General features: G+C 36.9%; 12 protein-coding genes. 10 read left to right on the forward strand and 2 right to left on the reverse strand.

All coding sequences use genetic code 11. The annotated features are described in order from the left end of the window. The first annotated feature begins 2 nt into the window (after positions 1-2). Positions 3-869, forward strand: a complete 867-nt coding sequence (locus C1N55_RS01505; protein WP_137727164.1) for a DMT family transporter — start codon at positions 3-5, stop codon at positions 867-869. Positions 870-1,206: 337 nt separating this feature from the next. On the opposite strand, the gene C1N55_RS01510 is transcribed toward C1N55_RS01505, so the two are convergent. After that, entirely contained in the window at positions 1,207-1,629 is a 423-nt protein-coding gene (locus tag C1N55_RS01510; protein ID WP_137727165.1) for a MarR family winged helix-turn-helix transcriptional regulator, read from the reverse strand. 144 nt (positions 1,630-1,773) lie between these two features. Here C1N55_RS01510 and C1N55_RS01515 point away from each other — a divergent pair, with 144 nt between their 5' ends. The 9 genes from C1N55_RS01515 (at position 1,774) to C1N55_RS01550 (ending at position 10,917) form a co-directional block, all read left to right on the forward strand. Then, positions 1,774-2,178, forward strand: a complete 405-nt coding sequence (locus tag C1N55_RS01515) for an Ohr family peroxiredoxin (RefSeq protein WP_137727166.1) — start codon at positions 1,774-1,776, stop codon at positions 2,176-2,178. A gap of 134 nt (positions 2,179-2,312) precedes the next feature. Next, positions 2,313-2,858 (forward strand): glutathione peroxidase, encoded by a 546-nt coding sequence (locus C1N55_RS01520; RefSeq protein WP_137727167.1) that lies wholly within the window; start codon positions 2,313-2,315, stop codon positions 2,856-2,858. Positions 2,859-3,456: 598 nt separating this feature from the next. Continuing rightward, entirely contained in the window at positions 3,457-4,158 is a 702-nt protein-coding gene (locus tag C1N55_RS01525; protein ID WP_137727168.1) for a response regulator transcription factor, read from the forward strand. Next, positions 4,148-4,291, forward strand: coding sequence for a hypothetical protein (locus C1N55_RS20400; protein WP_168193769.1), 144 nt, complete (start codon positions 4,148-4,150; stop codon positions 4,289-4,291). Before C1N55_RS01525 ends, C1N55_RS20400 begins: the two co-directional genes overlap by 11 nt. A gap of 17 nt (positions 4,292-4,308) precedes the next feature. Further along, complete coding sequence (locus C1N55_RS01530; protein ID WP_137727169.1) at positions 4,309-6,531, forward strand: sensor histidine kinase; 2,223 nt, start codon at positions 4,309-4,311, stop codon at positions 6,529-6,531. A gap of 132 nt (positions 6,532-6,663) precedes the next feature. Continuing rightward, on the forward strand, positions 6,664-7,743 hold the full coding sequence (locus C1N55_RS01535) for a metallophosphoesterase (RefSeq protein WP_137727170.1): 1,080 nt from the start codon (positions 6,664-6,666) through the stop codon (positions 7,741-7,743). 121 nt (positions 7,744-7,864) lie between these two features. Then, the gene (locus C1N55_RS01540) at positions 7,865-8,692 is read left to right on the forward strand and encodes an undecaprenyl-diphosphate phosphatase (RefSeq protein WP_137727171.1); all 828 of its coding nucleotides are present in this window, start codon (positions 7,865-7,867) and stop codon (positions 8,690-8,692) included. Between the two features lie 163 nt (positions 8,693-8,855). After that, entirely contained in the window at positions 8,856-9,293 is a 438-nt protein-coding gene (locus tag C1N55_RS01545) for a cell wall hydrolase (RefSeq protein ID WP_137727172.1), read from the forward strand. A 322-nt stretch (positions 9,294-9,615) separates the two neighbouring features. After that, on the forward strand, positions 9,616-10,917 hold the full coding sequence (locus tag C1N55_RS01550) for a methyl-accepting chemotaxis protein (protein WP_240758348.1): 1,302 nt from the start codon (positions 9,616-9,618) through the stop codon (positions 10,915-10,917). 193 nt (positions 10,918-11,110) lie between these two features. Here C1N55_RS01550 and C1N55_RS01555 read toward each other — a convergent pair whose 3' ends face one another. Next, complete coding sequence (locus C1N55_RS01555) at positions 11,111-11,905, reverse strand: TIGR00266 family protein (RefSeq protein ID WP_137730489.1); 795 nt, start codon at positions 11,903-11,905, stop codon at positions 11,111-11,113. Positions 11,906-11,926: the final 21 nt, after the last annotated feature.

The raw sequence follows: 11,926 nt of genomic DNA on the forward strand, positions 1-11,926 counted from the left end.
CAATGAATATATTTTCATACATATTTGTTTTACTAGCGGCAATGCTTTGGGGAACCGTTGGAACAACACAAACCTTTCTGCAAGCCGAGGTTTCCTCCATTGCAGTTGCAGCAGTCCGCTCGGCTATCGGGGGAGGGGTACTACTCGTTATTGCCTTATTCTTTCGGAAAATCAATGTTAAAACGTGGTCGTGGAAGTGGACAATTCTAGCAGCCTTAACGATTGCATTATTCCAATCGTTATTTTTCACCTCTGTACGCTTTACAGGGGTAGCTTTAGGAACGGTTGTAACAATCGGTAGCTCCCCAGTTTTTTCAGGTTTAGTAGAGTGGGCAATATGGAAAAGGAAGCCGAATCGAATTTGGGCAATATCTACAACGCTTGCCATTATTGGATGTATTTTATTATTTGTAAATCGAGGAGAAGCTTCAGTTAACCCAATCGGCATTCTTCTTGCATTAAGTGCGGGTCTCATGTTCGCGTTATATACGAACTGCAGCAAGCAATTAGCGGAGAAAGAAGAAACCCTGCCAGCCGTTGCAATGACATTCACATTGTGTGCACTTTTACTGCTGCCGTTTTCAGGTAATGGTGTTATGTGGACATTTGAAAGCCAAAACTTGTTCCCGATGCTTTATATGGGATTAGCCGCAACAAGTATAGCCTATCTTTTATTCTTAGCAGGTTTAGAGAAAATTTCTTCATCCTCCGCGGTGACATTGTCTTTAGCTGAACCTTTAACAGCCGCATTATTAGGTGTGTTTTTAGTAGGAGAATATTTGAGCCCGACATCTTGGATGGGCGTCGTGCTGTTACTGGGTGGAATTATTGTGTTGACGGTGGGCAGTCGAAAGAGCGGAAAACACTAAGTTAATAGATTCTTTTAATATTTTTAAGTTGTCGATGCAGGTGGTAAGAATACCCTTTTTGTTGGCAACCTAAATTTAGGGCGCTCATAAAGGTATGAACGCCCTTTTTTAAAAGAGACCTAAATCAATTCTCACACAAAATATGATTCAATCTTACGTCTAAATAAATCAATTCTCGATTAAATCTATTCATAGGGTCGTTCTAAATCACATAAGCCGTCAGAGACAACCGATAGCTGCTTCAAAAACGTTTTCATTTACGATAGAACAGCTATTGATATTTGACTTTAATATTAGCTACTGAATAATTTTGCAGTTTACGTAGTAGGCAACTTTTTTATTGGAAATCATTTTTTAAGAATGATTTCAATATGCCTTTAATTTGATCAAATTGTTCCTGTGTTAATTGCATGTCTAGTGAAATTTGTTCAGAAATACAAGGAAGCTTCTGACGGACTTCTCGACCATGTGCTGTTAATGAAACCATCATTTGACGCTCATCTTGTATAGAGCGTTCTCGCGTAATATAATTTTTTTCCTCTAATTTCTTCAATAAAGGTGTCAATGTACCGGAATCTAAAAATAGTCGGCTGCCTAATTCCTTCACCATCAGTTGCTCTTCTTCTTCTATTGCGAGCATTGTAATAAAGCCTGTATAGGTAAGGTCGTATGGTTTTAACAACTTTGTATATTTGCGTATAATTTCTTTCGACGTGACATATAGCAGGAAGCATAATTGATTTTCTAGGTAGTTGGTCATCGTTATCTCCTTTATAACGCTGAATGTTTGCTTTTATGATAAGGACAATTTAAATACTTGTCAAATACAATTTAATTGTATAAAATGTATTTAACCAATTAGATTGTACACAATTTAATTGTATAAAATTACGGAGGGGTTAAGATGAAAACATTATTTACTACGAAAATGATTAATGTAGGCGGACGCAAAGGAGAATCATATTCTGAGGACCATTCTTTATCGTTAAAAATAGCTCCACCAGGCTCCAATGTAGCTGATGCAACAAATCCTGAGCAGTTATTTGCAGCAGGTTACAGTGCATGCTTTAATAGTGCATTAGATCTTATAAAACGCAAAGAAAAAATAACAGGAGAGTCGACTATTACAGCGACTGTTAATCTAGTGGAAAAAGCTCCATTTGATTATGTATTAGATGTAGTTCTAGAGGGGCATATTGAAGGGCTTTCACTAGAGGAAACACAAAAATTATTACAATTAACACATACAGTTTGTCCTTATTCAAAAGCTACACAGGGTAATATTGAAGTTAAGATTATAGCTGTTTAAGGTTTTAGTAAAGTTTGTTCGATAATTTGGCTAAATGAAATGAATATTTTTGAATTCAGATATTACCAAAAGTATTCATTTCATTCATAAAAGTGCGGAATACTATATTTCTAGAAAAAAGTAGGGAATAGCGGATGAGCATTTATAATTACTTAGTGAAAAAACCAAATGGGGAAATTTTATCGATGGAAACGTATCGAAACAAAGTACTGCTTATCGTTAATTCAGCGAACCATTGTGAGTTTACATACCAATATGAGGACTTACAAAAGCTATATGAAAAATATGCACAGCAAGGTGTTCAGGTTCTCTCGTTTCCATGTAACCAATTCGGAGCGCAAAATCCGGAAGATGGACAGACAACTGCGACCCAATGCAAGCTTCAATTTGGAGTATCATATCCTGTATTCGACAAAATTAACGTCAACGGAGATAGTACCCACCCATTATTCAATTACTTAAAGCACGAGGTTGATTGCCCAACATTTAAGCGTGAAACAATGCAGCAAAAAATGATGTATAAAAGCATTCAAGAAAACTATCCAGAGTATCTTATTGGTCGCAATATTCGATGGAATTTCACGAAATTTCTAGTCAATCAAAAGGGACAAGTCATAAAACGTTTTGAGCCATATGATTCATTTTTAGATATTGAACAGGCAATAGAAGTGTTATTATAAGAATTTTTACTGCCCGTTCTTAAAAAATATGCTCATTTAATTGCCTTAGGCAAAGTTAAATGAGCCCCACTTTTCCAATCCCCTATCATTCAACGTATTACATTTTCTAATTAGGCAAATAATCCTTGTATGAAAGAATGAAAAAAACAGTTAAAACTTATTAGAAGAGTTCTTATCTTTCTTTATCTTGTCAAAAGGTAGGAACCATCCCACCAAAACGCAATTATTCCATTTCGAATGAATTTACAATATTCCTATAAAAATAACGATTTTTCATCCGTGTTTTTACATAGTTAGATTCGTACCTAATCAAATTCAAAATTCGAGGGTGCTGAACATCCATGACCAATACCCTAAGTACCCCACATAGAAAATCCGTGTACCCCAATTTCCCCATCAAAAATAAATACTAGTATCGTATTTAAAATAAGGTAAAATGGAAATGTATGTAAAGTGTATCCTGTATTTAAAAGGGTTTATAAATATCAAATACACATTAAAAAACCAAAATCTTAAGAATTTCTTCATAAATTTACAGACTATAAATTAAGATTCAAATTTTATGATAGTAACATAAGAAAAAGATGAGGTGAGGGCAGTGGAGAAACTAACCGTGCTCGTCACAGATGATGACAAAGACATTCGTGATGGGATAGAGATTTATTTGAAAAATGAAGGCTATAACGTACTAAAAGCTGCGGATGGATCTGAAGCCTTGAAGCTGCTGGAAGAAAATGAAGTTCATTTAATCATCCTGGATATTATGATGCCTACTATGGATGGAATTACAGCTACTTTTAAAATTCGCACAGAGCGCAATATTCCCATCATCATGTTAAGTGCGAAGGCGGAAGAGACAGATAAAATTCATGGGTTATCAGTAGGAGCAGATGACTACATTACCAAGCCATTCCATCCAATGGAGTTGCTTGCCCGTGTGAAGTCGCAATTGAGACGTTATGTGCAATTGGGGACTTATTACGGGAATGCACAGCAAAATTCGAAAATAGAGGTAAATGGTTTATCGATCGATTTTGATGCAAAAGAGGTACGCTTAGATGGCGAATTGGTGAAATTAACACCGATCGAGTACAAGATTACGGAGCTATTATTAAAAAATGCGGGGCGTGTCTTTTCGATTAACGAGATTTATGAGCTTGTATGGAAGGAAGAGGCTTATAATGCGGAAAACGTGGTGGCAGTTCACATACGAAAAATCCGGGAAAAAATCGAAGCAGACCCCAAAAATCCAAGATACTTAAAGGTTGTGTGGGGAATTGGATACAAAATTGAAAAATAAAATTGAGACAAGCCTAACTGTGTTAAGTCTCATTGCAAGTGTCGTCGGTATGTTCTTTATTATCACAAAGACGTGGCAATTTATAAGTGAACATCTTGATGAAACCATGCAAATGCTTGTGAAATTATTTTAGAGGAGGAAAGTAGTATTATGAAGTCAAAAAATAAATTACTCCTCATACTTTTTCTTATAACTTGGTCAGCGTTAGCAGTCGTTACATTTATAAATCATTCACATAATTATTTATTTAAATCGTACTTTGAATCCGATTATTTTCAGTCTTCAAGAGATGGCTTTATTGAAGGATTAGGGAAGTATGTTTTAGCTCCATTTGATGCTGAAAAAGCAAAAGAGCAAATCAATGTAACACAAGAAGAGATTGAAAACTACCGAAATTATTATGGAAGTCTTTCGGAACAGGTAGAGAATATTCGCTCACAATACATTGATGAGATTACGAATGCAGAACAAGCAGAAGATACACAGTTAAAGGAACACCTCGTTGCGGAAAGAGATGCAAAAATAGCGGACATTACGAAGAATTTTGAAAGCGATGAATATGTTGAAGAGAAAATTCGTAAACAAAAAGAACAAATGATTGATTCTTATGCTAATCAACAGGCTAAGTATCGAAATGAATTTTTGAGAGAATACAAATTCTTCGCTTTTAACTTAGTCAATGTAGATACAGAAGAAAAATTTGAAAGTGGACAACAACAAAAAACAACTATTTATTCAGAAAAATTTGGGGAAGATAATTTAACTCTCACAGTAGATAGTTCAGTTTCTATTGATACGTATGGAGAGGATTATAATCATGTGCAGCAAACGCTCATTCAACCCTTCGAGATACAAGGTGAAGTAACGCAATTTGAAGGAACAATTAGTGTACCAAAGACAATGGCGAAGGATTTAAATCATTCTACTGGTTCAGAATATAAGTCATTTGAAGTGGCAAAATACTTCTTCTATATCGTATGGCTAACAGGTATAGTAGCGATCATTGGATTGTTTAGTTTTGCTAAGCCTTCTAAAGAAGTGTTTAGAGGGGAATTGGAAAGGTTACATGAGATTTATGCAAGAATCCCGGTTGATGTTCAAATTGTACTGATTCTTATTGGGGTGATGGTATCTTTTGCTGCAGCAGATAGCCTTGGATATACTATCATAAATTCATATCGTTATACATCGAACCTATCTAGCCTAACAGATTTTCTGGTGTTTTTCTTAGTATTGTTCGGATCGATAACAGCGATCATTATGGGCTCTATTTGGACTTGGGATTCCATTAAAACAGAAGAAAAAATGAAGAAGCAAGTGAGTCAAGCAATGCTGTATCGTTTAGCAGATGGGATGAAGGATTTATTTTTAAACCGTTCTGTTGGTATGCAGGCAGTTGGCGTTCTAACTATTGCATTCCTTACGGGGATAGGCTTTATCGGAGCAGCCGTACAAGGCCAAGAATTAGTCCCAATTTTTATGCTGTTATTTTTCTTCATCGCTTTACCAGCCTTCCTTGTGTTCCTGCGACATATGGGCTACCTCAATCGTATTATGAAACAAACACAAGAAATGGCTGAAGGGCGATTAACCTCTGAAATTAAAGTTAAGGGGAAGTCAATTTTTTCTAAGCATGCAGCCAACTTAAATGACCTTCGTGAAGGTGTTAAAACTTCTATGTCTGAACAGGCAAAGAGTGAGCGATTGAAAACAGAACTGATTACAAATGTAGGTCATGATCTACGAACTCCCTTAACGTCAATTATCACATATACAGATTTGTTGAAAAATCCAAATCTGACAGAGGATGAACGTAAACAATACATTGACGTCCTAGATAAAAAATCAGCACGTTTAAAAACGTTAATTGAAGATTTATTTGAAGTATCCAAAATGGCAAGCGGCAATATCGAGGTGACGAAGCAACGTTTAGATTTAACTCAACTATTGAAGCAATCGATTGGCGAACATGAGGAAGAATTTGCAAAGTCCAATTTTGAATTGCGAGTTTCAATGCCTGAACAGCCTCTATTTGCTTATGTAGATGGCCAAAAGATGTGGCGTGTGATCGATAATCTGATTGTGAATGCACTGAAATACTCATTAGAAGGTACAAGAATTTACATTACATTAAAGCATATAGGTTCAGCGGCAGAATTTACGGTGAAAAATGTTTCAAAATATGAGCTTAATGAAAATGTTGAGGAACTTACAGAACGCTTCAAGCGCGCGGATGCTTCTCGACACACAGATGGCTCAGGTTTAGGCCTGGCCATTGCACAATCAATTGTGGACATTCACAATGGGCGCTTAAGCATCGATTTAGATGGCGACCTATTTAAAGTAACAGTATCCGTCCCAGCTGAATATTAACCTTGCAGATGAAATTGGGGGAGAAAAACGCAGTCCGTTTTTCTCCTTTTTTATTTGGAAAGCGGATGCTGTGAAACATTCCTACCCAGCATGGTATACTTTTTCATATTGGTTATTGGGAGGATTATACAAATGGGAAGGATTTTGGGCATAACAGTTGCGCTCATTCTATATAGTACGATTACGGCTTATTTGGGAATGAATTTGAAAAAATGGCTAGAAGCGATACATCTATTTCGCTGGCCGATACTGTATTGGATTATTTTCTTCGTAGTTGCTTTTGGTTTTCTGATTGGACGCATGCATGATCTGCTTAGTCCGTTATCGATAGTGGGGAACTATTGGATGTTCTTTTTTGAGTACGGGCTCATATTATGTATCATCGCCAACCTCTTCATTTCTTTTACTCCGTATAAAAATGTTGCTGTTGTCGGTTCCGTTGTGGTGGCGCTTTTAGTCATTTTATTTTCTTGGGGTACATACAATGCGTATTCGCCGGTAGTTCGGAATTTAGAAATTTCCGTAGATAAGCCAGGTGAGCCAATGAGACTGGTTGTAGCATCGGATTTTCATCTTGGGGTTCTTTCACATAAAAATCACTTGCAAAAATTTGTGAATCTATCCAATGAAGCCAATCCTGATGCGGTTTTATTAGTAGGAGATATTGTTGATGATGACCCTGTTTGGTTCGTGGACGAGGGTATGAATGAAGTGATGAAGCAGCTAAATGCAACATATGGTGTTTATGGAGTACTTGGAAACCATGAATACTATGGAGGGAAAATTCCGCAGTTTGTCGATGAAATGAAGGATTCGAATGTCCAAATCTTAATGGACGAAACCATTTTAGTTGGAAATCGTTTTTATTTAACAGGTCAGGAAGATGTTACGAATGGCAAGCGAAAAGAGATTCAGGAGTTAAAACCGGAAAATATTGAAATACCTTGGGTTGTCATGAATCATACACCATACGATTTACATGAGCCACAGGATGCAGGGGTTGACCTCCATTTGTCAGGACATACGCATTTAGGACAGTTGTGGCCAAACAATTTTATTACGGATCGGATATTCGAATTGGATTATGGTCATATGAAAAAAGAGGACATGCATGCGCTTGTTTCTTCAGGATTTGGTTTTTGGGGGCCGCCGATGCGTATCGGTAGTCGGTCTGAATTATGGGTTGTAGATATCACGTTTAGAGAGGACTAGTACGAATACAGCTCGAGACGTATGGACAACCAAAAGTACTTCATGTATTGTAAATTAGGAATTTATACAATTTCGTAAGCGTGCGTAGTAAGTAGAAAATAGTGAGGAGCAATAGTGATTTATGGAATTTTTCGATTTAATGAAAGCGATTATCCTCGGTTTTGTTGAAGGGATGACGGAATTCGCTCCGGTTTCATCGACGGGACATATGATTATCGTGGATGATTTGTGGCTAAACACGAAGGAATTTTTGGGTGCTGGGTCGGCAAATACCTTTAAAATTGTCATTCAACTAGGTTCCATCTTGGCAGTTGTTTTTGTCATGTGGAAGCGAATCCTTAGCTTAGTAGGTTTATATAAAATTGAAGGACAGACATCCTCTCGTAAATTTAATTTGGGACATGTACTTGTAGGGATTATCCCAGCCGGCGTTTTTGGTGTGCTATTTGAAGATTTTATCGATGAAAACCTTTTCTCAACGAATACAGTAATAATCGGCTTAATAATCGGTGCCTTTTGGATGATTATTGCTGATCGGGTTGGGCAAAGAAAAACAACAATTAAATCCTTGGATGATATTTCATACGGGAAAGCATTTAAAATTGGATTAATTCAATGCTTATCTCTATGGCCTGGTTTTTCCCGTTCAGGTGCTACAATTTCCGGTGGGGTAATGCTGGGGCTTGACCATAAAACAGCCGCTGATTTTACCTTTATCATGGCGGTTCCAATTATGGCAGGAGCTAGTACCCTATCATTAATTAAAAACTGGAGCGACTTAGAGCCAAGTCATACAGGATTTTATATCCTCGGTTTTATTAGTGCATTTGTGTTTGCGCTAATTGCGATTAAGTTCTTCCTAAGACTTATTTCAAAAGTAAAATTAGTACCATTTGCTATTTATCGTATCGTGTTAGCCGTAGCTTTAATCGTAGTATTATATCTTTAGGAATTTCTCGTCTCAGAAGTTTATACTTTTGGGACGTTTTTATTTTGTCCTGGAATGCAACTAGTCCATAAAAGCTCAACCTTTATAGCAGTAAAGTGGTCGATATTTTAAATTATGACATCTTCTTACACTTTTCTTCATACTATAGTTTTGGGGTGAGAAAATGGCGAGAGCAAAATACCGAGATGTTGACGTTGACTTAATCGCAAGGATGATGAGAGCGGAAGCAGAAGGTGAAGGAAATCAAGGAATGCTTTATGTTGGAAATGTAATTGTAAATCGACTTGTGTCGAATTGCCTAGACTTTAGAGGGTTACGATCGGTTGAGGACGTAATTTATCAGGTGCAGGGAGGCAATTACTCCTTTGAAGCGGTTCAAAAAGGGAATTTATTTTATAATCGAGCAAGAGCAAACGAACAAAGACTAGCGAGACAGGTTTTGGATTATTGGAGAGAACACCCAGCAAAATATGCCCTTTGGTATTTTAATCCGTATGCAGAATGCCCTCCAACTTGGTATAATCAACCACTAACCGGACAATTTAAGAACCATTGCTTTTATGAACCAACCGCTGGAACGTGTGAAGGGGTTTATGTCTAAGAGACAAAAAGTACTTTTATCTTTTAATACATGATTAAAATACTCTAGCTTGCAAAAGGGAACTTCCTGAATAATGGGAGTTCCTTTTTTGAGCTGGAAAACGACTTTGTAAATATAGGTTGAGGTGTGATAAAAGTCACAGTAAATTTTTGTCTTTCGATAGCTATAATATTAATTTTTTGTGTAAATTCATAAAAAATATTGAATGTTAAAAAAACTAACCTTATATTTGAGATGTCAGGATAGTTCCTTTTTATTACTTTTATTACATATTTCTTTGCAGGGTAGATTTATAGAGTGTTACTAAATAAATACTTAAGGGGTGAACCATTTGTTCGCTTTAAAGAAAAAAGAGGCCAAAATATCATTATTTAAAGAGCGTTACCCTAATGTTGGCATTTTTGTTCAAGAGCCAGATCTTTTACTTCAGCTTAAAATTATCGGGCTAGATGAAGAAGATCTACAAATCATTCGGTTTTTAAAACCATATGTAGAACTAGAAATCCATGAAATTGTCGAAATCTTTTATGAGGCAATCGGAACTGGTGTCGAATTCCAGAACAAGATCGCCACTTATAGTAGTTCTGAAAAACTGCACCAAACACTCAAGCGCCATATGATTGAGATGTTTGATGGGCGTATTGATGATCGGTTTATTGAAGTGAGAAGAAAAGTTGCAAACATGCATGTGTTAATAGGGTTAACAACCAAATGGTATCTTGCATCTTTTTATAATCTAGAAGCTAAAATTCAAGAAATGCTTTTTGGTTTAAACCTGGATTACATTGAAACACAAAGAGCGATTCAAGCGGTAAGGAAGATTTTTAGCTTTGAGCAGCAAATTGTCTTAGATGAATATGACCAAGTTGCTTCGAATGCCTTGAAGGAACAGCAACAAAATGTGAAAGCAGAAGTGAAGGAAGTAATTGGAAGTATCTCGGTGACTCTTGAAAATCAATCGTTAGCTACAAATAGTACAGTTACTGAGTTGGTTGCCAATACCAAAGAGGTAATAGAATTATTGAGAAGCAGTATTCAGGATGCTCAAGGGACAAAAAAAGCATCTGGAGAAGGCTATGAACAACTTCAGCATTTAAGCAGGCAAACAAAAGAAATCAATAAAAATACCATTATTATGACAAAATTGGTTGAGGATCTAAATCATTCTTCATCAGAAATTCAAGCAGTTGTTGAGATTGTCAAAAATATTGCAGGGCAAACGAATCTATTGGCTTTAAACTCTGCTATAGAAGCTGCTCGTGCTGGAGAGCATGGGAAGGGATTTGCTGTTGTTGCAGATGAAGTAAGAAAGCTAGCCGATCAAACAAAGCAATCCGTTGAAAAAATTGCATCGTTAATTGGCATGTCGAGCGTTGCAACCTCTCAAGTGATAGAATCCATTCATCAAATTCAAAATTTAGTAGAGGATGGTATTGAGCAAAATGAAAAATCGTTGAGATCTTTTGAAAAAATCTCATCCTCTGTTGATGCCACCATTTTAGATTTTGAAAACGTAGGACAGCAAATAGGGGAGTTATCAAATATTGTTGAAAATATAGGAGTTTCTATCGAACAGCTTGAATTTGCTTCTACAACACTAAAAGAGACGATTAGTCGTTTTTAAAAAAATTCATATTAAAAGTAAGTTTACCCAGACTGTCTCGAAAATGCTTGTCGGACAAGGCGGGAAGTCGAGTGAAGATCCGAATGGAACTTAATGTTCATGAGGGGGCGATCAAGTCAATCTACTTAGTATGCGAGCGTTTGTCAACAGTATGAGAGTCTCTTTGTAGAAGAGACTCTCATTACCACTAAAATTACTTATTGAACATATTAAACAATCCACCGAGTCCGCCCTCGCCGGCATTATGACCGCCGCCGCCTTGGGAAACAGGAGCAGCTGCGAATACACGGCTAGCTAAACGGCTAAATGGCAGTGATTGAACCCATACAGTTCCAGGACCACGTAATGAGGCTAGGAAAATTCCTTCTCCACCAAATAGGGCAGTTTTAACGCCGCTCACAGGTTCAATGTTATAGTCAACATCTGAAGTCATAGCCACAAGACAGCCAGTATCTACAAGAATTTTCTGACCTGGTTGCAGACCGATTCTTTTGATTGCACCACTCGCATGAATAAAGGCCATACCATCACCCTCAAGCTTTTGCATGATGAATCCTTCTCCACCGAAGAAACCAGCGCCAATTTTACGTTGGAACTCAATACCGACAGACACGCCTTTTGCAGCAGCTAAAAACGCATCCTTTTGACAAATTATTTTGCCATTATACACACTTAAGTCCATTGGTATTATTTTACCTGGGTATGGAGAGGCAAAATAGACATGTTTTTTACCTTGGCCAACGTTTGTGAAAGTAGTCATAAATAGGCTTTCACCAGTAAGCATACGTTTTCCGGCACCCATCAATTTGCCCATTAGACCACCGCTATTTTTAGAGCCGTCACCAAAAATTGTTTCCATTTTGATGGATTCATCCATCATCATTAAGCTGCCTGCTTCAGCAATCGCAGTTTCATTTGGATCTAATTCGACTTCAACAAATTGCATATCGTCACCATACAATTTGAAATCTATTTCATGATTGTTCATCATTCATAACCTCCTAATATT

The sequence above is a fragment of the Lysinibacillus sp. SGAir0095 genome (assembly GCF_005491425.1).
Lineage (GTDB): Bacteria > Bacillota > Bacilli > Bacillales_A > Planococcaceae > Ureibacillus.

Bases quoted from the DNA above. Each gene is read 5' to 3' on its own strand.
- C1N55_RS01505 (WP_137727164.1), top strand. From the start codon at position 3: ATGAATATATTTTCATACATATTTGTTTTACTAGCGGCAATGCTTTGG.
- C1N55_RS01510 (WP_137727165.1), bottom strand. From the start codon at position 1,629: ATGACCAACTACCTAGAAAATCAATTATGCTTCCTGCTATATGTCACG.
- C1N55_RS01515 (WP_137727166.1), top strand. From the start codon at position 1,774: ATGAAAACATTATTTACTACGAAAATGATTAATGTAGGCGGACGCAAA.
- C1N55_RS01520 (WP_137727167.1), top strand. From the start codon at position 2,313: ATGAGCATTTATAATTACTTAGTGAAAAAACCAAATGGGGAAATTTTA.
- C1N55_RS01530 (WP_137727169.1), top strand. From the start codon at position 4,309: ATGAAGTCAAAAAATAAATTACTCCTCATACTTTTTCTTATAACTTGG.
- C1N55_RS01535 (WP_137727170.1), top strand. From the start codon at position 6,664: ATGGGAAGGATTTTGGGCATAACAGTTGCGCTCATTCTATATAGTACG.
- C1N55_RS01540 (WP_137727171.1), top strand. From the start codon at position 7,865: ATGGAATTTTTCGATTTAATGAAAGCGATTATCCTCGGTTTTGTTGAA.
- C1N55_RS01545 (WP_137727172.1), top strand. From the start codon at position 8,856: ATGGCGAGAGCAAAATACCGAGATGTTGACGTTGACTTAATCGCAAGG.
- C1N55_RS01555 (WP_137730489.1), bottom strand. From the start codon at position 11,905: ATGAACAATCATGAAATAGATTTCAAATTGTATGGTGACGATATGCAA.